At 59.9% G+C, this 25,710-nt stretch carries 27 protein-coding genes and 1 tRNA gene; 18 read left to right on the forward strand and 10 right to left on the reverse strand.

What is annotated here, in order from left to right; genetic code table 11:
• The first annotated feature begins 8 nt into the window (after positions 1-8).
• The 6 genes from AC07VI_RS00130 to AC07VI_RS00155 are packed head-to-tail and all read left to right on the forward strand — an operon-like array spanning position 9 to position 5,779.
• Complete coding sequence (locus AC07VI_RS00130) at positions 9-518, forward strand: phage major tail tube protein (RefSeq protein ID WP_034745845.1); 510 nt, start codon at positions 9-11, stop codon at positions 516-518.
• A 37-nt stretch (positions 519-555) separates the two neighbouring features.
• Positions 556-864, forward strand: coding sequence for a phage tail assembly protein (locus AC07VI_RS00135; RefSeq protein ID WP_492995240.1), 309 nt, complete (start codon positions 556-558; stop codon positions 862-864).
• Positions 865-872: 8 nt separating this feature from the next.
• Positions 873-986, forward strand: a complete 114-nt coding sequence (locus tag AC07VI_RS00140; RefSeq protein WP_071650284.1) for a GpE family phage tail protein — start codon at positions 873-875, stop codon at positions 984-986.
• Positions 987-3,887, forward strand: a complete 2,901-nt coding sequence (locus AC07VI_RS00145) for a phage tail tape measure protein (protein WP_492995242.1) — start codon at positions 987-989, stop codon at positions 3,885-3,887.
• Positions 3,888-3,902: 15 nt separating this feature from the next.
• Complete coding sequence (locus AC07VI_RS00150) at positions 3,903-4,511, forward strand: phage tail protein (protein ID WP_492995244.1); 609 nt, start codon at positions 3,903-3,905, stop codon at positions 4,509-4,511.
• Positions 4,508-5,779: a phage late control D family protein gene (locus AC07VI_RS00155; protein WP_492995246.1), complete on the forward strand. Its 1,272-nt coding sequence runs from the start codon at positions 4,508-4,510 to the stop codon at positions 5,777-5,779. Before AC07VI_RS00150 ends, AC07VI_RS00155 begins: the two co-directional genes overlap by 4 nt.
• A 510-nt stretch (positions 5,780-6,289) precedes the next feature.
• On the opposite strand, the gene AC07VI_RS00160 is transcribed toward AC07VI_RS00155, so the two are convergent.
• The 3 genes from AC07VI_RS00160 to AC07VI_RS00170 form a co-directional block, all read right to left on the reverse strand.
• Complete coding sequence (locus tag AC07VI_RS00160; RefSeq protein WP_492995248.1) at positions 6,290-8,005, reverse strand: hypothetical protein; 1,716 nt, start codon at positions 8,003-8,005, stop codon at positions 6,290-6,292.
• 368 nt (positions 8,006-8,373) lie between these two features.
• Entirely contained in the window at positions 8,374-8,733 is a 360-nt protein-coding gene (locus AC07VI_RS00165) for a DUF1496 domain-containing protein (RefSeq protein ID WP_492995250.1), read from the reverse strand.
• Complete coding sequence (locus AC07VI_RS00170) at positions 8,648-9,100, reverse strand: helix-turn-helix domain-containing protein (protein WP_058050296.1); 453 nt, start codon at positions 9,098-9,100, stop codon at positions 8,648-8,650. The genes AC07VI_RS00165 and AC07VI_RS00170 overlap by 86 nt, the downstream gene beginning before the upstream one ends.
• Positions 9,101-9,406: 306 nt before the next feature.
• Here AC07VI_RS00170 and AC07VI_RS00175 point away from each other — a divergent pair, with 306 nt between their 5' ends.
• The 11 genes from AC07VI_RS00175 to AC07VI_RS00225 all read left to right on the forward strand — a co-directional run bounded on the left by AC07VI_RS00175 (position 9,407) and on the right by AC07VI_RS00225 (position 14,886).
• Positions 9,407-9,604, forward strand: coding sequence for a hypothetical protein (locus tag AC07VI_RS00175; protein ID WP_289903214.1), 198 nt, complete (start codon positions 9,407-9,409; stop codon positions 9,602-9,604).
• A gap of 48 nt (positions 9,605-9,652) precedes the next feature.
• Complete coding sequence (locus AC07VI_RS00180; RefSeq protein ID WP_492995253.1) at positions 9,653-9,841, forward strand: hypothetical protein; 189 nt, start codon at positions 9,653-9,655, stop codon at positions 9,839-9,841.
• Positions 9,838-10,101, forward strand: coding sequence for an Ogr/Delta-like zinc finger protein (locus tag AC07VI_RS00185; RefSeq protein WP_070281743.1), 264 nt, complete (start codon positions 9,838-9,840; stop codon positions 10,099-10,101). The genes AC07VI_RS00180 and AC07VI_RS00185 overlap by 4 nt, the downstream gene beginning before the upstream one ends.
• 120 nt (positions 10,102-10,221) lie before the next feature.
• A complete protein-coding gene (locus tag AC07VI_RS00190) occupies positions 10,222-10,623 on the forward strand; it encodes a hypothetical protein (RefSeq protein ID WP_492995255.1) in 402 nt (133 codons plus the stop codon).
• Between the two features lie 101 nt (positions 10,624-10,724).
• Positions 10,725-11,078 (forward strand): hypothetical protein, encoded by a 354-nt coding sequence (locus AC07VI_RS00195; protein WP_034745810.1) that lies wholly within the window; start codon positions 10,725-10,727, stop codon positions 11,076-11,078.
• Complete coding sequence (locus tag AC07VI_RS00200) at positions 11,068-12,906, forward strand: replication endonuclease (protein WP_492995257.1); 1,839 nt, start codon at positions 11,068-11,070, stop codon at positions 12,904-12,906. The genes AC07VI_RS00195 and AC07VI_RS00200 overlap by 11 nt, the downstream gene beginning before the upstream one ends.
• The gene (locus AC07VI_RS00205) at positions 12,903-13,055 is read left to right on the forward strand and encodes a hypothetical protein (protein ID WP_172404661.1); all 153 of its coding nucleotides are present in this window, start codon (positions 12,903-12,905) and stop codon (positions 13,053-13,055) included. The genes AC07VI_RS00200 and AC07VI_RS00205 overlap by 4 nt, the downstream gene beginning before the upstream one ends.
• Positions 13,049-13,270 (forward strand): hypothetical protein, encoded by a 222-nt coding sequence (locus tag AC07VI_RS00210; RefSeq protein WP_086144174.1) that lies wholly within the window; start codon positions 13,049-13,051, stop codon positions 13,268-13,270. The genes AC07VI_RS00205 and AC07VI_RS00210 overlap by 7 nt, the downstream gene beginning before the upstream one ends.
• Positions 13,267-13,542: a hypothetical protein gene (locus AC07VI_RS00215; protein ID WP_086144173.1), complete on the forward strand. Its 276-nt coding sequence runs from the start codon at positions 13,267-13,269 to the stop codon at positions 13,540-13,542. The genes AC07VI_RS00210 and AC07VI_RS00215 overlap by 4 nt, the downstream gene beginning before the upstream one ends.
• A 22-nt stretch (positions 13,543-13,564) precedes the next feature.
• A complete protein-coding gene (locus AC07VI_RS00220) occupies positions 13,565-13,771 on the forward strand; it encodes a DUF4224 domain-containing protein (protein ID WP_035820921.1) in 207 nt (68 codons plus the stop codon).
• Positions 13,768-14,886 carry a tyrosine-type recombinase/integrase gene (locus tag AC07VI_RS00225; protein WP_086144171.1) on the forward strand — a complete coding sequence of 373 codons (1,119 nt, stop codon included), beginning with the start codon at positions 13,768-13,770 and terminating at the stop codon, positions 14,884-14,886. Before AC07VI_RS00220 ends, AC07VI_RS00225 begins: the two co-directional genes overlap by 4 nt.
• A gap of 163 nt (positions 14,887-15,049) precedes the next feature.
• On the opposite strand, the gene AC07VI_RS00230 is transcribed toward AC07VI_RS00225, so the two are convergent.
• The 7 genes from AC07VI_RS00230 to AC07VI_RS00260 all read right to left on the reverse strand — a co-directional run bounded on the left by AC07VI_RS00230 (position 15,050) and on the right by AC07VI_RS00260 (position 23,780).
• Positions 15,050-16,141: an HNH endonuclease gene (locus tag AC07VI_RS00230; protein WP_139842383.1), complete on the reverse strand. Its 1,092-nt coding sequence runs from the start codon at positions 16,139-16,141 to the stop codon at positions 15,050-15,052.
• 165 nt (positions 16,142-16,306) lie between these two features.
• Positions 16,307-16,921 carry a DUF1780 domain-containing protein gene (locus tag AC07VI_RS00235; RefSeq protein ID WP_086144169.1) on the reverse strand — a complete coding sequence of 205 codons (615 nt, stop codon included), beginning with the start codon at positions 16,919-16,921 and terminating at the stop codon, positions 16,307-16,309.
• A gap of 172 nt (positions 16,922-17,093) precedes the next feature.
• Positions 17,094-17,170 (reverse strand) — tRNA-Pro (locus AC07VI_RS00240).
• Between the two features lie 102 nt (positions 17,171-17,272).
• Positions 17,273-17,887, reverse strand: a complete 615-nt coding sequence (locus AC07VI_RS00245) for a TetR/AcrR family transcriptional regulator (RefSeq protein ID WP_492995262.1) — start codon at positions 17,885-17,887, stop codon at positions 17,273-17,275.
• A gap of 63 nt (positions 17,888-17,950) precedes the next feature.
• A complete protein-coding gene (adeC, locus tag AC07VI_RS00250) occupies positions 17,951-19,399 on the reverse strand; it encodes an AdeC/AdeK/OprM family multidrug efflux complex outer membrane factor (protein WP_086144168.1) in 1,449 nt (482 codons plus the stop codon).
• 1 nt (position 19,400) lies between these two features.
• Positions 19,401-22,556 (reverse strand): efflux RND transporter permease subunit, encoded by a 3,156-nt coding sequence (locus tag AC07VI_RS00255; protein WP_492995265.1) that lies wholly within the window; start codon positions 22,554-22,556, stop codon positions 19,401-19,403.
• A gap of 15 nt (positions 22,557-22,571) precedes the next feature.
• Complete coding sequence (locus tag AC07VI_RS00260; RefSeq protein ID WP_086144166.1) at positions 22,572-23,780, reverse strand: efflux RND transporter periplasmic adaptor subunit; 1,209 nt, start codon at positions 23,778-23,780, stop codon at positions 22,572-22,574.
• Positions 23,781-24,227: 447 nt separating this feature from the next.
• On the opposite strand from AC07VI_RS00260, the gene AC07VI_RS00265 reads away from it, so the two are divergent.
• On the forward strand, positions 24,228-25,709 hold the full coding sequence (locus AC07VI_RS00265; RefSeq protein ID WP_086144240.1) for an ATPase domain-containing protein: 1,482 nt from the start codon (positions 24,228-24,230) through the stop codon (positions 25,707-25,709).
• Position 25,710 lies beyond the last annotated feature (1 nt).

Consider the following 25,710-nt stretch of genomic DNA (forward strand, 5'->3'; position numbering starts at 1 on the left):
AGAAAATTATGGGCATGCCCCACAAACTCAAGCAATTCAACGTGTTTCAAAACGGCGTGCTGTTCATGGGCATGGTGCCCGAAGTCACCTTGCCGAAACTCAGCCGCAAGATGGAAGAGTACCGCGCCGGTGGCATGAGCGGCCCCGTGTCCGTGGACTTCGGCAACGAGGCGCTGTCGCTGGAATGGAGTGCTGGCGGCCTGATCGCCGAAGCCTTGAAGCAATACGGCGCGCATGCGCACGGCGCCGTGATGCTGCGCTTCGCCGGCGCTTACCAGAACGACGAAGACGGCAACGTGGCCGCCGTCGAGGTCGTCGTGCGTGGCCGCTACAAGGAAATCGACATGGGCGGCGCCAAGATGGGTGACGACACCACGCACAAATACACCATGGCTTGCAGCTATTACAAGCTGATGATCGACGGCGCCACCGTCATCGAACTGGACTTCATGAGCGGCATCGAGAACATCGGCGGCGTCGATACCAATGCGGCCATCCGCAAGGCCAGCGGCCTGTAATCCCCTTTTTTAATCACACCACAACAAGGAACACAGCATGAACAACGATACCCAAAACAGCGCCATCATCGAACTGGACGAGCCGATCAAACGCGGTGACACCTTCATCACCTCGCTCACCGTGCGCAAGCCCAAGGCGGGCGCCTTGCGCGGCATTTCCCTGATCGAGCTGGCGAACCTGAACGTATCGGCCCTGCAGATCGTGCTGCCGCGCATCACCGAGCCGACCTTGACCGCGCACGACGTTGCCAACATGGACCCGGCCGATCTGCTGGCCGTGGGCGCCGAGGTTGCCGGTTTTTTGGCGAGCAAAGCCGATCGCCTTTCGGTATCCCCGGCGAAGTAGAAGACGCCATGGCCGACATTGCCGGCGTCTTTCACTGGACGCCGGCCGCGATGGACGGCTTTACGATTGATGAACTGATGGCCTGGCGCGAACGCGCCCGGCAACGAAGCGGAGCGGAATAGATGGCTGGTCGGGATCTGAAATTACAGGTAGTTTTTGCGGCACTGGACAAGATTACCGGCCCGCTGAAAAAAATCATGGGCGGCTCCAGCGACACGGCCAAGGCCTTGAAGGCCACCAGCGACCGCTTGCGCGACTTGAACGCCCAGCAAAAGAACATCAGCAAATTCCGCGAGCTGCACGGCGGCCTGGACGCCACCCGCACCAAGCTGGAAGCGGCCCAGCAGAAGGTGGCCAGCCTGACCGCCAAGATGAAACAGGCGGAGGCGCCCACGCGCGCCATGACACGCGAGTTTAACGCCGCCGTCAAAGCGGCCGGCGACTTGAAGACGGCAGGCCAGCAGCAGGCCCAGCAACTGCAGGTCATGCGCGAGCGTCTGGCGGGCGCCGGCATCGGCACCAAAGACCTGGCCAACCACGAGCGCACCTTGCGCCGCGAGATCGAGGCCACCAACAAAACCATGACGCTGCAGCAGCAGAAGCTGGCCAATGCAAACGCCAGGCAGCAGCGCGTCACCAACGCCACCCAGCATGCCGACAAGCTGCGCAGCAAGGCGGGTAGCATTGCCATGGCCGGCGCGGGCGCGACCGCCACCGGCGCCGTGGTTGCCGCGCCCGTCGTCAAGGGGCTACACGAAGCGAAGCACTACGAAATCGAAACGGCGCGCATCCGTGCGCTGGGCACGCGCACGGCCAAGGAAAAAGAGCACGCGATTGCGTTTGCCAAGGAACTGAAGACCTATGGCGTCAGCCAGCTGGAAAAGACGGAAATGATCCGCGATTCCATCTCGATCTTTGCCGATGGCCACCACGCTGAAATGGCCCTGCCAAGCATGGCAAAGATGAAATTCATCAACGACACGCTCTATCCCGATTCGGCCGGCGAGCGCAATGCGCAACTGTTCGCCATGCAAAAGGTCATCGAGCTGCGCGGCAATGCCGGATCGGTCGAAGCCTTCAAGAGCGATGCGGACCGCATACAAAAGGTAATCGCGGCGACGGGCGGCCGGGTCGGCGGCGAAGATTGGCGGCAATTTACGATCCGCAGCGGCGTGGCCGGCAAAGGCCTGAACGACAATGCCTTCTTCAACCAGATGGAACCCATGCTGCAGGAACTGGGCGGCTCGACTGCGGGCGTGGGCTGGCGTTCCCTGTACAACAATATTTACCAGGGCAAGGGTACACAGCGCGCGGCCAGGGAAATGCAAAGCCTGGGCCTGCTGAGCGGCAAGCACATCAAGTATGACAAGGTGGGGCAAATCAAATACATCCAGGCCGGCGCGCTGCTGGAAGGGGAAATGTTCCAGAAAAGCCCGCTCGACTGGATCGAGAAAGTATTCCTGCCCAAGCTGGCGGCCAAAGGTATCACCGACAAGGACGAGATTAATAGCAAGATCGGCGCACTGGTGTCCAACAGCAACGGCGCCGCCTTCCTGATGCGCATGGTCGACCAGCGCGCACAGATTCGCAAGAGCGAACGCTTGAACCAGAATTCGGAAGGCATGGACAGCCTGCACGACCGTGCGCGTGGCCTCGGGGCCGGTGCGGAACGGGAAGCACTTGCCAAGGTGTCCGACCTGAAGCTGGTCATGGGTCAAAAAATCCTGCCTATGTACACGCAGGCGCTGGAAATGGCGATTGCCGCCATGACGCACCTGAATGGCTTCATGGAGCGCAACCCGACCGTGGCCAAGGTCATGATCGCGGGCTTTGCCATCCTTGCAGGCATCCTGTTGGTGCTTGGCCCGCTGATGCTGGGCATTGCGGCCCTGGTCGGCCCGTATGCCATGCTGCACGTCATGTTCGCCAAGATGGGCGTGACGGGCGGCGTGCTCACGCCGATCTTGCGCGCCCTGGGCGGCGCCTTCATGTGGGCGGGCCGGGCCGTGCTGTGGCTGGGCCGCGCTCTTCTGATGAACCCGATTGGCATCGCCATCACGGTCATCGCCGGCGCCGCCTTCCTGATCTACAAATATTGGGAGCCGATCAAGGGTTTCTTTACCGGCATCTGGTCGCACGTCAAGACCGCCTTTGCCGGCGGCGTTAATAGCGTCAGCGCCCTGATCGTCAACTGGTCGCCGCTGGGCCTGTTCTATCGCGCCTTCGCGGGCGTGCTGGGCTGGTTCGGCATTGCACTGCCGGCCAGATTCAGCGACTTCGGCAGCGGCCTGCTGCGCGGCATGGCCAGCGGCATCACCAGCAGCTTGAACGTCATCTATCAATGCTGGGAGCCAGTCAAGACGTTCTTTGCCGGCGTGTGGTCGCAGCTCAAGGCGACGTGTGCCGGCGGCCTGGCGGGTATCAGTGCCCTGATTATCAACTGGTCGCCGGTCGGCGTGTTCTACCAGGCGTTCGCGGGCGTCATGAGCTGGTTCGGCATCAAGCTGCCGGCCCAGTTCACCGAGTTCGGCGCCAACATCCTGCGCGGCCTGGTCAACGGCATCACCGGTTCCATGGGCGCCGTCAAGGACGCCATCAGCAATGCCGGTTCCAGCACCATTGCCTGGTTCAAGGAAAAGCTGGGCATCCACAGCCCGAGCCGCGTGTTTGCCCAGCTCGGCGACTACACCATGCAAGGCCTGGCCGTGGGCCTGGACCGCAGCGAGGGCGCGCCGATTGCCAAGGTATCGGGTCTGGCGCAGCGCCTCACGCAACTGGGCGCCGGTATCGCCATCGGCACGGCCACCGCCCTGCCCGCCAGCGCCTTCGACATGCGCGCGCCGCTGTCACAAGGCGGCTTCGGCGCCGGCATGACGATTCAGGGCGACAAGATCGAAATCACGATCCAGGCGCAAGCCGGTTCCGATCCCCAGGCCATCGCCCGCGCCGTGTATACGGCCATGGAACAGCGCGACCGCGAAAAGGCGGCACGCATCCGCTCGTCCCTGCGCGACCACGATTAAAGAAAGAAGCACACCATGATGATGATTTTAGGAATGTTCGTGTTCAGCCTGCCGACGCTGGCCTATCACGAGCTGCAGCGGCAAACGGAATGGAAACACGCCAGCACGGCGCGCGTGGGCCTGCGCGACTCGCACCAGTACGTGGGGCCAGGCGACGACACGATTACCCTGTCCGGCTGGGTGGCGCCGGAACTGACCGGCTCCCTCTATTCCCTCGATGCGCTGCGCATGATGGCCGACACGGGAAAATCGTGGATTCTGATCCAGGGCACGGGCCGCATTCTCGGCTCCTACCGCATCACCAGCATGACCGAGGGGCGCACTATCCTCGACGGCAGCGGCGGCGCGCGCCGCGTCGAGTTCTCGATTGCGCTCAAGCGCGACGACGACGGCGTGCTGGCCATGGTCGGCCTGGGCGACATTGGCGACCTGAAAAACATGCTCAGTATCGACGGCATGACCAGCAGCATCGCGGGCGCGGCCAGGAATGCCGTGGGCAGCGTGGTCGGCAATGTGGTCGGCGGCATCACATCGAAATACGGCGGCGGGGTCAGCGAGATGAAAGACAAGATCGGCGGCAGCATCAGCGGCGCCATCGGCAGCGCGGCGGACAAGTTCGAATGAGCGAGCATATCCCTGCTTTTAAGGTCAGCATCGAGGACAAGGATTTGACGGCCATCGTCTCGCCGCGGCTAATCAATTTGACCTTGACCCTGTGTCGTGGCGACGAGAGCGACCAGCTCGACATTTCCCTGGATGACAGCGACGGCAAGCTGGCCCTGCCGCCGCGCGGCGCGCAAATCGCCCTGGCGCTGGGCTGGCAGTCGTCCGGCCTGGTGGACATGGGCAAGTTCACCGTGGACGAGGTGGAGCACAGCGGCGCGCCCGACACCATTACCCTGCGCGCCAGGTCGGCCAACCTGATCGACACCTTCAAACAGCAGCAGGAGCACAGTTTTCACAAGACCACCCTGGGCGCCATCATCGAGGCCATCGCCTTTCGGAACGAGCTGGCGTCGGGCGTGTCGGCGCGCCTGCGCGATACCGCCGTCGAGCACATCGACCAGACCCACGAAAGCGATGCGGCCTTCCTGCGCCGGCTGGGCCGAAAGTACGACGCGGTGGCCACCGTCAAGAATGACACCTTGCTCTTCATCCCCATCAACCAGAGCCGCACCGCCAGCGGCAAGGCGCTGCCCGTTATTCCCATCACGCGCGCCCTGGGCGATGGCCACCGCTACCACAGTGCCGAGAGCGACGCCTACACGGGCGTGCGCGCCTTCTGGCATGACGAGCGCTACGCGCGCCGCCGCAGCGTCGTGGCCGGCGTGCCCGGCAACAGCAAACGCCTGCGCACCACCTTCGCCAACGAAACCGACGCGCGCGCGGCGGCCGTGGCCGAATGGCAGCGCATCCTGCGCGGCCTGGCCACCTTCGAAATGAGCCTGGCCCTGGGCAACCCGGCCGTGTTCCCGCAATCGCCCGTGACCGTGACAGGCTTCAAGCCCGAGATCGACGCCACCGAATGGCTATCAGTCAAGGTCACGCACAGCCTGGGCAGCAGCGGCTTTACCACGCGGGTGGAGTTTGAAACGAAGACTGAAGCCGTCGAGGCGGAGCGCGAACTGGAGACAGATCCCGACGCTGGCATCACAGGTGTGGTGGCCAAGTGGAAGGATGTGGCGGCGAAGAAGAAAAAGATGGGACAAGAGCAAGCAGGCTCAAAAGGCAAGTTCAAGACCCTGGAGCATCTCTACAGGAGCAAGAGCGGCGCCAGGCGGGCGGCAAAAACTGCATGGAACCACATCAAGGAAGTACGCGACATCATCAGGGAGAACAGCGAGGAGCCTTGGAAGCCTACGCAAACTGTGGCCAGCGGAGAAACTGCGTGAATGTCTCGCATTTACCCACGCTCACCGGCTGCTATCGCCCGATTGCTGCCGTTCAGGGTTCTAGAAAGTGATCACTGAACGCCTTAACGCTTTTGGTTTTGTGGACTTTTCGACTTTACTGGCCTTGACCGCCTTGGCCACAGCCACCTTAGTCTTGAAATTTGCGAGACGGCCCCCACTGACAACCTCATATATTTTGTCCCCAATGAGAACCTGACGTGTCCTTGGCTTCTGGACAGGCTTAGATGCTGGTTTCGCACCGACAACCTCATATATTTTGTCCCCAATGAGAACTCGACGTGTCCTTGGCTTCTCGACAGGTTTAGATGCTGGTTTCGCACCGACCATACCCGGCGGAGTGGTTAGCGTACCTCGGTATTGAGCAATAAACTCGTCCATGGACTGCCGTTCGGCTTCACGAAGTGGGCGCCCATTACCATTAAACGCTTCTTGTATTTTTGACATTTCTACTCCCTATACCGTCCAGTCTATTCGCCCATCCCTTGAATATCAAGGAATATGTGTTGGACGTGTTCCGCCCTTGAGGGCATGCTGTGCCACAAATTTCAATTGCCGTGATCGATTATTATCTGAACGGTTGTCCAGAGTGGTCTGGTGTTTTGGATCGCTGCGCAGGCATAAGAGGACTCCGTTCGTACCATCCGGCATGATAATGTCATGCGACGTGTTCTCTGTTTGGGTCCAACGAGCAATGACACGTTGTGGAGGCGTTTGCGGCCCTACGCTTTTGAAATAGTAGCTGTTCGAAGAATCAACGGTGGCGGCGCAGGTCAAGGTGAGGACCGAGCAGCCTGGCTCATCGGCCAGCACTCCAGAATATCGCCCTGACCAGCGCGGACCCAGCTGTGGACCATCCATCAATAGTGCAATGACCAAGTTGGGGCCGACTGCCCGGATTGCGCTCATAGCGGGGTCCATGCGGGCCAGATCCTCACAGATCAAGGTGACCATCGAGGTATCCTTGCGAATCGCATAGAATGGAAGGCCGCGCCTGTTGACGTCAATATCCTCCCACCATTGTTGGTTGTCCATATCAAGGTCAAATGAGGGGCCGAGCGCGTAGGAATTCGCTTGGTTCTGGTCTACGCGCCAGCGGTGATGCTTGTTTTGAGCGCGGGCGACATTACTCTCCAAGAAAAAGGTATAGGCCTGGTTCAGGCTGCGACCTGTGGCCTCGTCACGCTCAAGGATGCCGGTAATAAGAAATTGGATACCGCTGCCTTCAAGAGCCTTGACCAGATCAATTGCAGTGACATCATCCAGCGCACACTCGGGGAGAACTACTCCGTGTGGTGCGCTTCCTTCGGCTGCGGCCTTTGCCTCTTCAATCAAGGGGATGACCAGCGTATCGGCGAGTTGTGCTCCCGTTAACTTATTATTAGTACCGGCAGAAAGCCATTTCTGCTCCAATCCGAAGAATGCAGCGTGGTAGCTATTGTTTTTCAGTTTTGTACGCTTGCTGGTCAACGTAAAACTGCCGGTCGGAATCTCGTATGGGAATGGGATCAGCAACAGACGTAATGCAGAGTCGGGGTCGGGGCGACCTTTGGGCGAGACCAAGCGCCATTCCGCGTCGAGCACAGTGCGGCATGGCAGTAACGCCAGATTGTGGCTCAAGGAGCGGATCGTGCATCCCTTGTCGGTGGTGATAGATTTTGGCAACACCACGACATGTTCAGCTGACACCATATATCCGAGCGAAGCCGGCCAATCCGACAGAAAGACTTGCTCTCCCTCTAGGGCATTCGTCGCGATGGAAAGCACCGCCCGGGCAAACTCGGAAAATGGTTCGTCGTTGACTTCATCCCACCCCATGCCGCGGCAGGCTTCATCGGCAACGGCGAACAGCAGCAGCAAAGTGGTTAGGGCACTAGGATTGTCCTTGATCGCCTCCAAGGGTACCTCAGCGTGATCCGTCACCAACTTCAGCCACAACGCCTGCACGTCGTCCGACACTTCCGACAGCTTTACCCAAGATTTGGTGATCGCATCGATCCGGTCAAGACGGGCTTCATGTCCTGGTAGGTCGGTGCGATCAGGGCTGGCCATCGTGTAACAGCCGCTGCGATCAAGGATGCTGCCCACGACAGCAAACACGTCGGGCGGCCAGGTTGGGCATGACTGGTAGCTCGGCGATATGCGGCCCGATGCCCCTGGCACAGTACCAACTGGTAAAAGATGTCGAACAATGTCAAAAATGCGCATTTCAGATTTACCAGAAAAACAATAATCATGCCGGATCTATCCCCGGTCAACAAGTGGCCGCTGCTGGCCGAGGCTGTGTAAAAACGTGAAGAAAATTCTTGCACTGAAAAATCGGCCACTCAAAACGGCAGCTACGCGATTTTTTGGTAACCCTACCGTTGGAAATTTCTAGTTTTTGCGTTTGAACACAGCCTTGCCCGTTAGCCGCCCAAGAGCATAACAAATTGCCAATCGGAAAAACTCACGCATTGTCACATGCTTGTGCGAAGGTCTGCTTTGGAGCATTAGCTGCACTTCGTAGACCGTCCGCTCCTGGTCGATGGCGGCCACTGTCATCGGCCGCAATGCCATGAGCCGGGCTAATACTGCTAACTCCAGTTACCACTCACCCAAGCTGGCAAACCCTCCGAGGAAGTGGGGGCGCACTCACATTTGACTCCGTGTGCCGTCTCGATGACGATACCAAGTGAATACGGCTTCCCGTCGTAGTAACATGAATTTTTGACAAACCTTGTGGCCGTGGAAGCCTTCATTTCACATTTATATTGCGGCCAGCAGCAAGCAAAGAGCAGTGGGGCTAGAGCGGCAACTTTCCACGTTCCTGCGCTCCTTAGCAACGAGAACCTGCCCTTTCGACACGATTTACGTTGGCGATTTTTTTTTGCGACCAACGTTGATCGTTTGGGGAGCCGTAATATCTCCATGAATCTGTTGCCCAACTTTGCCATGAACAACCATGTGGCTTGTACGCTCTCCCGATTTAGTTAGCGGTGTAGTCGTCGGTTCGGAAATTCCTTCAACCACACCTAATACTCGTGCCTTGCCACGCAAGTCCAACTTGCGATAGCCGATCAAAAGTTCATTTTCATCGGTGGTCAAATCATCGCTTGTCGGAACACCAAGCATGACGTATCCGATGTCAACGCCAATACCCGACAGCGCCACCAGATACCCGGCATCAGGCAAAGTCTTGCCTTGTTCGTAAGAAATCTGAGCTAGTTTCTTGACGCCACCTACAGCAGCGAATGCCTCTTGCGTCAAGCCGAGACGTGTTCGCTCCTGCTTGAGCCTATCACCAAAAATATTTTTATCCATACATTCCAATTGACAAGTATGTTTAGACATACTATATTTACGTCATTACCATGTGACGTATACAAATCATACCTTATGACAACTATCGCTCCAGTGACGCGGCAGCCAAAGAATCCACTTTCGCAGCCCATCCCTATTCGTTTGCTCCCTCCTGAGCTTGAGCGCGTCGAAAAGTTTGCGCAACAGGATTCCCGTTCACGGGCGTCTTTCATGCGCCTGATGCTGCTGCGTGGTCTGAACTCTTACGAGGCCGAACTCGTCCAATTGTCCGTTGTCCATCACGCTTAACTGCACAGGAGCAGGCCCATGTACCCCGATGCAAAACGTATCCGCAAACATAAAGTCATGCTGCGCCTGGACGACTATGAGCACCAACTCGTTTCCTCGATCGCCAATTATCAGGGCGAAGAATTAGCCGTTCTGGTACGTCAGATCGTCATGCGTGAAGCTCTTGCCGCCATCGCTGCAGACGACATCGACAGCGTACAGCGTCGCAGCGCTTAAACCGAGTCCCTGAATAGTGACTTTTGAGTAACTGAAAAGCTGCCGACTATGCCCGATCACGAAATTCATATCAATGACGAAGAACTTGCAGCGCTGGAACTCGTGCGTCAACGGCAAGGACTGGCAAATATTGAGCAAGCGGCTGAATGGCTCGTCAAGTCGCGCTTACGCAAGCAGTCAAAAAACATGACGGGTCGCGGTCGCGCCCTGTACCAAGTGGAAAGAAAGCTGAAATGAGAGTCATCGGCCTGCCCTGCCCGCATTGCGAAAATACCGTCCGCGCCGTCAAAAGCCGCACGATGTCCGCCATGTTCAAGGAAATCACCTACATGTGCCAGAACCCGGACTGCGGGCACTCTTTCGTGGCAGGCCTGGAAGTGCTGCGCACCCTCTCGCTGTCCGCCATGCCCAAGCCGGATATCCGCATCCCGATGTCCCAGCATGCGCGCGCGGCGGCCACCAGCCAGCTTGCCCTGGACCTGACTGCGGGCTGCTGATGACTATCCCGATCCTCGCGCCGCCGTAACCCGGCTGCCGTAACTCCCCTCTTTTGCTGTGCCCTGCAGCGCTCCCTTTTGAGCGTGCGGGATTCGTTCAACCTGAAATAAGGAAAACCGATGGAAAACACGCTGCACGCCACCAGTCATACCGACAAATCCATGCCATCAAGCACGATCCGCCCGACCTTGCAAAATTGTATTGTCCCCGTGGCGCCAACATGTTTTCTGCTGCAAGCCAGCGCGGGCATCGGCATCGCGGCGCTGTCCGCCCACATCCATGAGATCGCCAAGACCTATTACGCCTACGGCGCTGCCAATCTGACCTTCATCGTCAGCGATGCGCTGGCATTGGAGCGTGACGGCTTTTTCGCGCCAGCCAAGCAGCGCGCCCTGGTCGGCAAGCTGCCCATCGAGGTGAACTACATTTTCGCCACTGAAGCGGGTTCCCGGCACTGCTGCGGCGCATCGCACACGCTCCCGTACTGGGCAGAGCAATTTCTCAAGCCAGGGTCACGCTGATGCTGCGCCTGGCCAAGACCTGCGGCATCTGGCTGCTGTCGTTCCTGATCGTCATCGCCCCCGGCGTGCTGCGGGCCATTGGCTTCATCAAGGACTGAACCATGCCGGCGTCCCTTATCGACAATCACCTGTCCTTCCAGCCTGCGGCGGAGATTTTGGCAGCACGCGACAAGGACATGCCGACGCCACCGGGCGCCGGGCATGCGCTGGCCGCCATCGCCGAAGCGAAGGCCCAGCTACGCAGCATCAAGCCGCGCAATCTGGCGCCCTTCATGGCCCAGGCCTGGGGATTGTCGCCGCGTGGCGCGCGCCGTTCCGTGTTGATCGCCGCCGGCATGGACGCCGACCGCTGGGAATCGCCCATCCACTCATTTACCGAGGAAGAGCGCATCGAGCTGCGCGCCGCCACCTCTGCCGCTATCCGTGTGTACGAAAGACTGTTGAATGCAATCTAAACAAATCCTGCTGCCAGCCCCGCAGCGTCACGAAGCTTTCTTGCGATCCGCCCAGTTCGCGCCCGAGCTGGCCAGCATTCCCTACAAATGGCGCAACCGCGTCATCACGGCCGCCCTGGCCAAAATGGCCTGGTCGTCGTGGTACAAAATTTACGAGTCCATCGCCACCGGCTTTGTACGCGAGTTCGCCGAGCAGTACGTGCCCGCCGGCGTCGACCTGTCGCAAAGCGATGCCGACATCGTGGCCACCGCCGAGCGCGCGGCTGCAGGTGTGGTCAAGGCGCTCTGGTCGGCAACGTCGGAAGCGCACGCCCTGCAGATCATGGCGGACGAATGCACCTCGTACGGCATAAAACTACCCGAGTTCGACGAGCAGGCCGACACCATCGCCCGCCTGGTCGATGCCCGCTGGTGGCGCCGCCAGTTGCGCAAGCGCGTCAAGCGCGCCTTTGAAGCGGGCAATATCCGCCTGGGCTACGTGAACTATCGCGGCGAACCCTACGCCAGCAACGATGCTGTGCTGTCGCGCCTGGCGCAAAACCGCCGCAACGCGGCAGCGCTGGCCGCCACGCTGGTGCAAAACGAGAACGGCCAGCAATTCAGCATCGCCGAGCTGGCCGAGAAAACGACCGCGAATAAAGCCATCCGGCGTGGCGAACTGATGTTGCGCATCAACGGCTTTGAACAGATCGCCCGCGAGTGCGGCGACCAGGGCATTTTCATCACTTGGACGTGCCCATCGCGCTTCCACGCCATGCAGCACAGCGGCAAGCCGAACGACAAGTTCGACGGCTCCACGCCGCGCGAGGCCAATGCGTACTTGGGCAAGATGACGTCGCTGTGCCGCTCCGCGCTGGCGCGCCGGGGCATCGGCCTGTACGGCTTTCGCATTGCCGAGCCGCATCACGACGGCTGCCCGCATTGGCATTTGCTGCTGTTCGTGCGCCCGACCGCGAAATACAAGACGGCTCACCTGCAGGACGTGGCCGGCCGCGCCATCCGCATCATGAAGCGCTACGCCTGGCGGGTGGACCGAGGAGAACCGGGCGCCTTCGCGCGCCGCCTGGACGTCAAGCGCATCGACTGGGCCAAGGGCAGCGCCGCCGGCTACATCGCCAAGTACGTGGCCAAGAACATCGACGGCGTGGCCGAGCACAAGACCAAGGAAGGTTATGTCGTCACGGCTGACACCGAAGGCGATGTCGAGCTGACGCCATCGGCGCGCGTCGAGTCCTGGGCCGCATGCTGGGGCATCCGCCAATTCCAGCAATGGGGCGGTGCGCCCGTCACCGTGTGGCGCGAACTGCGCCGCATCGAGGAAAGCATGCTCAACGAAGCCCCGGCCGCCATGCGCCGCGCCTGGGACGCCGTCCAAAAGATCGACGGCGAAAAGCGCGCCTGCTGGGCCGAATACCTGCGCGCCCAGGGTGGCGCCCTAGTGCCGCGCAAGGAACTGGTCGTCACGCTGGCCAAGGACGAAAAAACCGTCATCGGCCGCTACGGCGAAACGCTGCGCACCACGCCCTACGGCGTGCGCTGCAGCGACCTCATTGGCGTGGTCTTCAAGTCCGTGCGCCATACGTGGACGCCCGTACAGGCCACAGGCGGGCGCGGGGTGGCTGTTGGGGTTGCAGTTCCTCGGACTCGTGTAAATAACTGTACGCACCCCGACCGCCCTGCCCCGGTCACGCCGCCGGCGGCGCCAATCCCTAATTTGTCTGACGAGGCAAAAACAGCGCTGATTGCCGCCTGGGCGGCCGTCAACGCCTGCCCGTATCCCCGGCTGATCTTCCCCGACAACCCACCCCATGAAGGAAATGGCACATGAGCACCTATGCCGTGATCGTTCGCACGCAAACCGAACGCTTTGAATACGCCGCGATTGCCGCTTCCAGCGGCGACGCGATCCAGGCCGCCATCGACCACTTCGGCGTATGCGGCGTTACCGCCAAACTGAAAGGAGCACCGCAATGCTGAACACCCTGACCGATTCACCGCGGCAAATCGCCCTGGGCGACCGCGTGACATTCGATACCGACGAAGGCTACCAGGCCGGCACCGTCAACGACTTGCGCCGCGACGTGGGCAATGGCGAGCTGCATGCGTGGGTCGAGCTGGACCACCAGTGGCCGGGCATGTTCCGCGCGGTGCCGCTGGGCGCTGTTCAGCTACTCGCAGCGACAGCAGCATGACGAAGTGCATCACAAGCGATAAATGGCGCGGTGAGCGCGCCGTGCCCGTCGATCCGACGGCGGTGCGCTTCAAGGCGTACAAGGCAGAGGCGGTGGGCTGCGATGGTTGTCTGTTTGAACGATCGTTCGGTGTGTGCTCCACTGCCGCAGCACTTGCCAAGGCCAACGGCCAACCTGACTGCGAAGAGCGCGCGCCAGCTGGTATGACCTATATCTACGTACTGGATCATAGCGACCCGCGACAGCTTGACTTGATAAAAACTATTTCATAGACCAATGAGGATAAATACCGACATGAGCGACTTGGCATTGAGCGATCAAGAGGTCATCGACCTGACGCATTACCGGCGCGCGGCAGAGCAGCTTCGCGTATTGAAGGAAATGGGCGTTCCCGCCACCAGATTGCACGACAACACAGTTCGTGTGCTGCGCATGCATCTTATCCATCCCGCCACCATGCCGGCGGCCCCCGCCCCTGTAAGGAAATCTGCGAGAAAATGAATCGTCACCGCAAAATCAAGCGCGGTCTGCCGCGTCGCGTATATCTGAAAAATGGTGCGTATCGCTACTTGGCGGCCACACCGATGCGCAACCCCGCCAACGGCAAGATGCAAAGCTGGATTCATCTGGCCTATGAGGCCGAGGGAGAAAGCAAGATGCTGGCGGCCTTGGCCGCGCTGCTGGGCAGTCCGCAACTTGTGGAAGGCTCAATGCCACATGCGTGCGTGGAGTTCAAAGAAAATAAGCTAAGTAACTACGGCAAGGACACGCAAGATGCCTACCGTCGTTACCTGGACGTGATCGCGGACGAGTTCGAAGAATTCCATGCTTCCCAGGTGACAACCAAGGACTGCGCCGGCTTCCTGCGCGACAACTTCAAAAGCACGCCGAACACAGCGAAGAAATACGCTGCACTGATGAGCCGGCTGTTCAAGTTCATCATCGGTGAACTGGGCCTGCGCCAGGACAACCCTATCGATCAACTCGACATGTCCAGCTACAAGACCGGACGGCGCGAGGTGCTGGCCACACATGCGCAAGTGCAAGCGATACGCGAAGCCGGCATGATGAGCAAGGAACGCAAGGGCACGGGCTTGAGCATCCCCACAGCCAGCGGTCCGATGTTCGCGTGCATCATCGATATGTCTTACCTACTGTGGGCGCGCGGCATCGATATCCGCATGCTCAAAGAATCACAGATCGAAGATGGACGGATCAGGATCAAGCCAAGTAAAACGCAAAAAACCAGCGGCAAGGCAGTCGATATTGTTGTCACGCCTGAGATTGCCGAAGTGATAGCCCGCGCCCGTGGACTGAAAATCAAGTATGGGCTAATCAGCCAGTTCGTATTCCCGACGCAAAAAGGCGGCGCTTACACCCGCTCGGGCCTCAGTTCGATGTGGGACCGCGCAAAGGAGCGCATTGGCATGAAGGATGACGTTGTATTCCGCGATATCCGGGCTTTGGCGGCCACGGATGCGGCACGGCGCGGCGAGAACCGCAGCGACATTCAAAAGCGCTTGGTGCACACGTCTGGCAAGACCACTGATATCTACATCAAGGAAGTGATTGCGGATGTTTCTGAGATTCCAATGGCCTTACCCTGGCTAGAGTGAAGCCCGACTTTTGCAAACTGCCGCCGTCCTATATCAACGCTGGATGGCGGTTCCACCTCTCGACGGAATCACCCGTCGCGATGAACGTTCAAGCTCGCCCGCATGTGACACCAAATCCGCTGAATGTTCAATAGGCACTCCCAGCAGAGACTTGCGCCAGTTATTACGTAGGATATCCTTCCTTCAACTGTTTGTGTACTAATCGATGACAGTTCGCGCACAGGCACTGAAGGGAGTCCAAGTGAGTCTTATGCCCCTGTTTCATCTCACTCACTTGAGTTTCGCTGTGATGGACTTCAATACAGGCCTCGCCATCGATCGATCCGTAAAACTCAACGGGGTCAAGCTTGCAGCGCTCACAAAACAACTTCCCATGATCTCGCTTAAAACGCAAACGTTTTGCTTGCGCAAGTCCCTTAGCACGCTCACGCACAAGATGCCTTATGAGCTTCGGCCTACCCTCGACCCATTCCCGGTCATCCTCAGATAATTCAAGTGCCGGCTCATCCTGCGAATCCTCAGCAAATCCGTTTATAGACTCGTCCTGCATTTCCTTGGGAACGATCTGATAGCCCGCCCGTCGAAGGATGCGAAAGCAAGGGGATGTCTCGCCTGCCGTGAAGTGCCCAGGCAAAACATCAAATCCTAAAGCAAGCCGCGCCGCAAGGCCGAATACTGCTTTAGGTGGCAACCTAACACCGTCCGAGTCGATCAAATCATAGTCTGTCGAAGGACCAAACTGATGCTCAGCACTGCCATCGCGGATTAATTGAACTGCTTGATGAACGTGGTCTTGGCCAATCTTTTTTAACTCTATAGCTGGTAGCCGTTTCGAACTACGCAACAGTTTGACCAATCCTTGATCAGCGCTGAACCGCCAACGGACTCTGACTGGCGTTTCGTCCCAGACCGCAGCTGCTTTCCCCAGCCCTGCATAGGTAAAGGGATCGCGGTCACCTACGCGCCAAAAAACATGGACTTCCGCATCTGCCCCTGTCATTCTCTCGATAGTAGGCTGATGAATATGGCTGTTAGTCTTCCCGCGCCAGATCAAATCTTTGCCTTCAAAGTAATTATTGTAGTTATGACCAGTGCGGCTGGTGCCACCTACAGTGCAGAACACAAAATCTGCCCCGTTTAGCTGCACATACCCCGTGTCAATGGAACCACCTTTCGATTTTGGGTCGAGTCCGACGGCAGCTCTAATTTCGCTTCGGTTGTACTGCTGATTGAGTTGGAACGAGTAAATGCTCATGGGTGGTATCTAACCGGTGGATCGATCCGTAGTGGGTCTGCAAAAGCGATGCCATTTTCAGTAAAACTGCTTGAGATTTGTCCTGCATGGGACTTTAAATATTTGTTGAGCAGCTGCTTTTGGTCAAATGGCGTCTTCACCGATCCCAAAAGTAAGTCAATGTATTCATGTAAATATCTGATTTTTCGCGGCCTCTATCAGAAATAAAGGAGCATCATGTCCGATACATAGAACTGTCGCCTGATCGCCGATTAGGCACGAAATGGAACGCCAGCCAAGTGCAGTCAGCTCTGGCAATTGAACTTCGTCCGCCGATATCTTCGACGCGCGTGTACGCGTAACGTAGCATAGCAAGTCCAATTGAGCCTTGTGGCCATTATATTTAGCTCCCGAAGCTTTCTCTCTCACCAACTGATAGGCACTCGATATCGCGGGAACATCATACACAAAACCAGGGCCAAGAGTGTCTTCCAGAGTCTTAGCATCCCTGACTTTTTTGTAGGCAGCCCTGACCTCATCGCCACGCTTGATATTTGGGTCCGTTATTTCTTTAATTTGGAAATTAGCCGAGCGGAACTGCAAATCAATCTTACTATCTTGCCTTTGCGACACCAATTCTGAGTCTTCAAATGGAAGGTTGATGCGGCGCAGGAATTCACGTACCACCCATATTTCCCTAGCCTCCTTTCCATTATTCGAAAAAAAATCAGCATCGTCTTTCAACGAGCGCTTCATCTCATCAAGAAGCGCTGTCTCATTGATAATATTTGGCTTTTTCATAATATTCAAATATTAGTTGAGGTTCGGTGCTGGCCGAAAGCAGCCATCGGTACGCGGCGATGATCAAATCATACGTCACGTAAACGGAAAAACCCAGCACCGATATTATACAAACGTATAATATACAGTACTGGGTTTCTATACAGCTTGCGCTGTAACTCCTTGAATCTAATGGTCGGGGCGAGAAGATTCGAACTTCCGACCCCATGCACCCCATGCATGTACGCTACCAGGCTGCGCTACGCCCCGACGAGGTAAGAATTATAGCAGACGCTTTTAGGTTTTTGCCATGCTTTGCGCTTGATTCATATCGAACTGCACAAAGATTTTTATCCATCGCTGGCAAGCGGCCTATTCTTGCAGCAAGAGCGCCGTCAGGATGATGCGAAAACCGGCGATCAGCGGCTCGACCTTCACGTCCGGATTGTGAATGAAGCGCACGGGCAAACCCTGGTACAGGGCGACCAGGGCATCGAGGCGTCCTTGCAGCATTTCCTCTTCAGCCGGCAAGCCGCGCTTGATGCGCGCGTCGCGTATGATGGAGAGAAATAACTGGCGCGAGCGCTGGTCCGAGGTTTGCAGCATGGCGGCGATCACCGGGTTGCGCGACGCTTCGGCAAAAATTTCCAGCGGCATCATCCACGTCTTCGCGTCCAGCGCTTCGAGCACGTGCTCGCCCGCATTGTCGATCACGGCCTGCAGCGGATCGTCGCGCTGCGCCAGGTCCTGCATCAAATTGGAGACGCGCTCCGTATTCTGCATGACGAAGGCGGCGATGATCGCATCCTTGCTGTCGAAATAATTATAGATATGGCCCGCGCTCATGCCGGCCGCCTTCGAGATCTCGGCCATGCTGGCGCCGTGGAAGCCGCGGCGGCTGAAACAGCTTTCGGCCGCATCGAGCACCTGCTTGCGCCGCGTGTTGGCGCGCTCGGGATCCGGATGCTTCTTTTCAACTTGGTTCATGACTTTTCCAGTAGCGCGCCGGCCCTGCCCTTGCGGGCAAGGCCGGCGTCGGCGTCCCCGTGATTATTGGACGCCGCCAGCCGCCGCGACGGCTGTCTGCTCAGGTTGCCAACCGCCGCCCAGCACCTTGTACAAGGTCACCAGGTTGGTCGATTTGGCCAGGCGCGCCGTGATCAGGCTTTGCTGCGCCGTGTACAGCGCGCGCTGGGCCACCAGGGCGTTCAGGTAGGACTCGGCGCCCTGCTTGTAGCGCGCGTCGTGGATGGTGTAGCTCTTCGTCGACGCCTCGACCAGCGCGACCTGCGACTGCAGGCGCTCGTCGATGGTGCCGCGCTGGGCCAGCGCATCGGACACTTCACGGAAGGCGACCTGGATCGCCTTTTCGTATTGCGCCACGGAAATTTCACGCTGCACCTTGGCGATATCGAGGTTGGCGCGGTTCACGCCGCCATCGAAGATCGGCAAGCTGATCTGCGGCAGGAAGCTCCACGTGCCGCTGCCCGCCTTGAACAGGCCCGACAGGTTGTCGCTGACCGAACCGGCCGTCGCCGTCAGCGAAATGCGCGGGAAGAAGGCCGCGCGCGCCGCGCCGATATTGGCGTTGGCGGCGCGCAGGGTGCGCTCGGCAGCCAGCACGTCGGGGCGGCGTTGCAGCACGTCCGATGGCAGGCCGGACGGAATGTCCGCCAGCGCCGTGACGCTACCGAACTCGCCTTGCGGCAGCAGGTCGGCCGGCACGGGGCCGCCCACCAGCAGGACCAGCGCGTTCTGATCCAGCGCAACCTGGCTCGTGAATACAGCCACGTCGGAACGGGCCGATTCGACGCTGGTCTGGGCATCGTACTTGTCCAGGCCCGACGTGGCGCCGGCACTGAAGCGGCGCACGGCCAGGTCGTACGAGGCCTGCTGGCTCTTCAGGGTGTCCTGCGCCACGCGCAGGCGCTGCTGGTCGGCCACCAGGTTCAGATAGGTGCTGGCCACTTCGGCCACCAGGCTGATCTGCTGCGCACGGCGTGCTTCTTCCGTGCCCAGGTATTGTTCCAGCGCGCTGTCGGACAGGCTGCGCACGCGGCCGAAGAAGTCCAGCTCGTAGGCCGATACGCCCAGGTTCGCCGTGTACTGGCGGTTGATGGACGCTTCGCCCGTCGGGCTGGCGTTTTTCGAGATGCGCGTGGCCGACTGGCCGCCCGAGGCCGACAGGGTCGGGATCAGGGCGGCGCGTTCGATGCCATACGTGGCGCGCGCCTTCTCGATGTTCAGGATCGAGACGCGCAGGTCGCGGTTGTTGGCCAGCGCCAGTTCCAGTACCTGGCGCAGGCGCGCATCGGCAAAGAACTCGCGCCAGGCGACGTCCGCCACCGGCTTGGCGTCGGCAGCGGCCGTGTCGGCCTTGTAGGACGGGCCGGTCGGCCACGCCGTGGGCGCCGGCGCTGCCGGACGCTCATACGTGGGGGCCAGGCTGCAACCGGCCAGCAAGGCCAGTGCCGCCATGGAGAGTAGCGTTTTTTTCATATTAATGCGCATCCTTAGAAAGCATGACGGCTGGCGCGCCAGGCGTCGCCGGCGCGTCCGACTTCGAGAAGAAGCCGCGCACCAGCACGAAGAACACCGGCACGAAGAAGATACCGAGGAAGGTGGCCGTCAACATGCCGCCCAGCACGCCGATACCGATGGCGTTCTGGCTGCCGGAACCGGCGCCGCTGGAGATCGCCAGTGGCAATACGCCCAGGCCGAAAGCGATCGAGGTCATCAGGATCGGACGCAGACGCAGACGCACCGCATGCAAGGTCGCGTCCAGCAGCGACATGCCCGATTCCTGCATTTCCTTGGCAAACTCGACAATCAGAATGGCGTTCTTCGCCGACAGGCCGACCACCGTGAGCAAGCCCACCTGGAAGTACACGTCGTTCGACAGGCCGAACAGCCAGGTGCCGAGCACGGCGCCGATCACGCCCAGCGGCACCACCAGCAGCACGGAGAACGGAATCGACCAGCTTTCATACAGCGCGGCCAGGCACAGGAAGACGATCAGCAGCGACAGCGCATACAGCTGCGGCGTCTGCGAACCGGATTCGCGCTCTTCCAGCGAGACGCCGGTCCAGCTGAAACCTATGCCAGGAGGCAACTTGGCCACCATCTCTTCCATCGCGTTCATGGCGGCGCCCGTACTCTGGCCCGGCGCCGGCGTGCCCAGGATCTCTACCGACGGCAAGCCGTTGTAGCGTTCCAGGCGTGGCGAAGCGTAAATCCATTTGCCGGTGGCAAATGCGGAGAACGGCACCATCTCGCCCGTGCTGTTGCGCACGAACCACTTGTTCAAGTCTTCCGGCTGCATGCGCGCTTCGGCGCTACCTTGCATGAACACTTTCTTCACGCGGCCGCGGTCGAGGAAGTCGTTGACATACGAACTACCCCAGCCCACGCTCAGCACGCGGTTGATTTCCGAGATTTGCAGGCCCAGCGCGGTGGCTTTCTGCTGGTCGATCTCGATCTTGTACTGCGGCGTATCTTCCTGGCCGTTCGGGCGCACGCCCACCATGGCCGGATTCTGCGACGCCATGCCCAGCAGCTGGTTACGCGCTGCCATCAGGGCGTCATGGCCGACGCCGCCGATATCCTGCAGCTGCATGTCAAAACCGGTGGCGTTACCCAGTTCCAGCACGGCAGGCGGGGCAAACGTAAACACCATCGCATCCTTGATCTGCAACAACTTGCCCATGGCGCGACCGGCCACGGCCGGCGCTTTCTGCGCCACGGCCTTGCGTTCGGCCCAGTCTTTCAGGCGCACGAAGGCGATACCCGTGTTCTGGCCGTTACCGCCGAAGCTGAAACCGGCGACGGCAAACACGGACGCGACGTTGTCCTTTTCGCTGTTCAGGAAGTGGTCTTCGACCTGTTCGATCACTTTCAGGGTGCGCTCTTGCGTGGCGCCCGTCGGCAACTGAATCTGCGTAAACAGGATGCCCTGGTCTTCTTCCGGCAGGAACGAGGTCGGCAAGCGCATGAAGACGAATACCAGGCCGGCCAGCAGGATGACGTACAGCAGCATCGAGCGGAAACGGTGGGTGATCATGGCGCCGACCCAGCCCTGGTACTTGCTGCTGCTGCTGTCGAAACTGCGGTTGAACCAGCCGAAGAAACCCTTGTTGGTGGCGTGATGGCCCTTTTCGACCGGCTTGAGCAAGGTGGCGCACAGGGCCGGCGTAAACACCAGCGCGACGACGACGGACAGCACCATCGACGAGACGATGGTAATCGAGAACTGGCGGTAAATCACGCCCGTCGAACCGCCGAAGAAGGCCATCGGCACGAACACGGCCGACAGCACCATGGCGATACCAACCAGCGCGCCGGTGATCTGCGTCATGGACTTGCGCGTCGCTTCCAGCGGCGACAAGCCCTCTTCGCTCATCACGCGCTCGACGTTTTCTACCACCACGATCGCGTCATCGACCAGCAAACCGATGGCCAGCACCATGGCGAACATGGTGAGCGTATTGATGGAGTAGCCAAACGCGTTCAGGATGCCGAAAGTGCCCAGCAGCACGACCGGCACGGCCATGGTCGGGATCAGCGTGGCGCGGAAGTTTTGCAGGAACAAATACATCACCAGGAACACCAGGATGACCGCTTCGACCAGGGTCTTGACCACTTCCTCGATGGACAGTTTCACGAACGGGGTCGTGTCGAACGCCACCTGGTAGCTCATGCCTTCAGGGAACTGCTTGCTCAGGTTGCCCAGCATGGCTTTCGCCGCGTTGGCCGTATCGAGCGCGTTGGCGCCCGTCGCCAGCTTGATGGCCACGCCGGTGGCCGCATGGCCGTTGTAGCGGGCCACGGTGTTGTAGTTCTCGCGTCCCAGCTCCATGCGGGCCACGTCCTTCAGGTGCACCATGGCGCCGTCGGTCGTGGTTTTCAGCAGGATGGCGCCGAACTGTTCCACTGTCTGCAAGCGGCTTTGCGCCGACACGGTGGCGTTCAGCTGCTGGCCCTTGACGGACGGCGTGCCGCCCAGTTCACCGGCCGACACTTCCGCATTCTGCGCCTGCACGGCCGTGATCACGTCCGCCGGCGTCAGGTTGAAGCTTTGCAGCTTGGCCGGGTCGAGCCAGATACGCATGGCGTACTGCGAACCGAACAGGGTCACGTCGCCCACGCCCGCCACGCGGCTGAGCGGATCGACGACGTTGGCGGCCACATAGTCGCTCAAGTCGGTCTGGTCCATCTTGCCGTTTTCGGAAATGAAACCGAACACCATCAGGAAGTTCTTGGTGGCTTTCGACACGACGAGGCCCTGCTGCGTGACAGCCGTCGGCAGCAGTGGGGTGGCCAGCTGCAGCTTGTTCTGTACTTGCACTTGAGCAATATCAGGATTGGTGCCGCTGGTAAACGTCAGCGTAATGCTGATGCCGCCAGTGGCATCGCTCGACGAAGCCATGTAGCGCAAGCCGTCGATACCCTTCATCTTTTGTTCGATGACCTGGGTGACTGCATCTTCCACGGTCTTGGCGGAGGCGCCTGGGTAGGAGCCGCTGATCGAAATCGACGGCGGGGCGATGCTCGGGTACTGCGCGATCGGCAGGCTGAGGATCGAAATCACGCCGGCAAGCATGATGACGATCGCGACCACCCAGGCAAAAATCGGGCGGTCAATGAAAAAACGGGCCATTAATATTCTCCTGAATTAGTGGGCGCTGGCAGCCGATGCTGCGGCAGAGGCTGCAGCGGCAGGCGCAGCTTCGGCCTTGGCCGGCACGGCAACGGCGGGCGCGCCTGGCTTGATTTTTTGCAAGCCTTCCACGATCACGCGGTCGCCTGCGGCCAGGCCGGACGTCACCAGCCAGTCATTGCCGATGGTGCCGCTGGTGGTCAGGATGCGTTGCTCAACCTTGTTTTCCTTGTTCAGGATCATGGCGGTGGCTTGACCTTTCTGGTTGCGCGTCACGCCCACTTGCGGCACGGTGATGGCTTTCTCGTCGACGCCCGTGGCCAGCTGCGCGCGCACGTACATGCCTGGCAGCAATTCACCTTTCGGGTTCGGGAACAGCGCGCGCAAGACCACGTTGCCGGTGGTCGGATCGACCGTCACGCCGGCAAACTGCAGCTTGCCCGGTTCGCTGTACTTGCTGCCGTCCGGCAGGATCAGGTCGACCTTGGCCTGGCCTTCGCCGACTTTTTTCAGCGAGCCGTCGGCCATCTGGCGCTTCAGGCGCAGCAGGTCGGTACTCGACTGGGTCACGTCGACATAGATCGGATCGAGTTGCTGCACGGTGGTCAGGGCTTGCGCCTGGCCTGCCGTGACCAGCGCGCCGGCCGTCACGGCCGAACGGCTGGTGCGGCCGCTGATCGGCGCCGTCACGGTGCTGTACTTCAGGTTGATGTTCGCCGTTTCCAGCGCCGCAGTGGCGGACTCGACATCGGCCTTGGCTTGCTCAAAGGCGGCCACGGCGTCGTCGTATTCCTGGCGGCTGACGCCTTCGATCGCGACGAGTTCTTTATAGCGCGATGCTTTCGGGCCGGCCGTCAGCAGGTTGGCCTTGGCTTTCGACAGGGCGGCCTTGGCCGAATTGTAGGCGGCCTGGTAGGTGGCCGGGTCGATCTGATACAGGGCCGTGCCCGCTTTCACGTCGCTGCCCTCGACGAACAGGCGCTTCTGGATCAAGCCACCGACTTGCGGGCGCACATCGGCGACCTGGTAGGCATTCGTGCGGCCGGGCAATTCGGCGCTCATCGGCAACGCGGCCGGATTAACAGTAAACACGACCACCTGTGGCGCTTGCTGCGCGTGAGGTGCTTCCTGTTTTTTACTGCAGCCGGCCATGATTACAGTGGCGCACAGAACGGCAATAGCGCCGCTCGTACGCGGCGACGTCAAGGAAAAGGTTGGTTGCATCTTGGACTTTCTGAAAAAGAAGCTGGCTAGTGTCGTTAGAAATGACTAAATTTATTAACGCAGATCAAAGAATGAACGATCATTCTAAAATCGTCAAGCATCGTTACAATTGAAACAAAGTGACCTTTAAGCGTTTTTTATTGCTAATGATGCAATTAAGTGGTGACAACAACAGCAGGGCGCACCAGCAGGGTTCATCAGAAAACAGGCTGGCGGCGGCAAAACGGCAAAGCGGGAAAGTTGGATTGAGTGAATACTTTAGCAGGGTCAAGATTTCTTTGCTGAACTGACCGACAAGGATACAACATTGCCGGCCACGCCTGCCCCGCCCGCGTAATTATTTACCAATGGTATCGAAAAGACATGGCGCCGCAGGTGCGCTAAGATGGATGCCCACAGCAAGCCATGACAGGGGGCACTGCGATGACGGCATCGGCGCAGCACACCATGCAGGCAGGGGCCGGTCCGGCCATCCCGCCCCTGCTGTCCACGGGCGTGCCCGGCCTTGACGCCGTACTGGCCGGCGGCTTGCTGGCCGAGCGGCTGTACCTGCTCGAAGGCGAACCGGGCACGGGCAAGACCACCCTGGCGCTGCAATTCCTGGCCGAAGGCGCGCGCGCGGGCGAAAGCGTGCTGTACATCGCGCTGGCCGAATCGGAAATCGAGCTGCGCGGCGCTGCCGACTCGCACGGCTGGGACCTGGCCGGCATCGCCATCGAGGAGGTGGCGCCCAGCGACGACATGCTCGACCCCGACCGCCAGTACACCATCTTCCACCCGTCGGAAATCGAGCTGGCGGCGACCAACCAGCGCATCCTGGCGGCCATCGACAAGCACCGTCCCGCCCGCCTGGTACTTGACTCATTATCCGAACTGCAACTTCTGGCGGAAAATCCCCTGCGCTACCGGCGCCAGGTGATAGCTCTGAAACAGTACATGGCCAACCGCCACTGCACCACCATGCTGATCGATGACCGCTCCGCCCTCGATGACGGCCTGCAGGTACGCAGCGTGGCCCATTGCGTCATTTCGCTGGAGCTGCAAAACCAGGCCTATGGCAACGACCGGCGCCGCGTGCGCGTGGTGAAATACCGGGGCGTGCCGTTTCGCAGCGGCACGCACGATTACAAGATCGCCCGTGACGGCCTGGTCGTCTATCCGCGCCTGGTGGCGGCCGACACGCGCCGCGACGGCAACCACCACCGCCTGTCGAGCGGCGTTGCGGAACTCGACGCCATGACGGGTGGCGGCCTGGAAGTAGGCATGAGCACCCTCATTTCCGGCCCCGCCGGCAGCGGCAAGTCGACCCTGGCGGCACAATTCGTGCATGCGGCCACGACGCGCGGCGAGCCATGCGCCATGTTCCTGTTCGAGGAAGCGCGCAGCAAGCTGCTGCACCGGACGGACGAGCTGGGCATGCGCTTGAAGGAGGCGCTCGACACGGGCTTGCTGAGCGTGCAGCAAGTCGACCCGGCCGAGCTGACGCCGGGCGAATTCGCCCAGGCCGTCGTCGACGCGGCCGAACGGGGTGCCAGGATGATCGTCATCGACAGCCTGAACGGCTATATGCACGCCGTGCCCGACGAGCGTTTCCAGAGCACCTATTTGCATGAGCTGCTCAACTACCTGAGCCAGCGCGGCGTGTCTGCCCTGCTCGTCGGCGTGCAGCAGAACATGCTGGGCATGTCGATGACTACCTCGGCCGACGCCAGCTACCTGGCCGACAGCGTCATCATGCTGCGCTACTACGAAACGGAAGGCGAAGTGCGGCAAGCCATTTCCGTCTTCAAGAAGCGCGGCAGCGCGCATGAACGCAGCATCCGCCGCTTCGAGATCGGCCCGCAGGGCTTGCGCATCGGTCCGACACTGGCCGGCTTCCACGGCATCCTGTCGGGCATGCCCACCGTCGGCGGCACGCCATTCCCCTAGG

It is taken from the genome of Janthinobacterium sp. GW821-FHT03A03 (assembly GCF_059421435.1).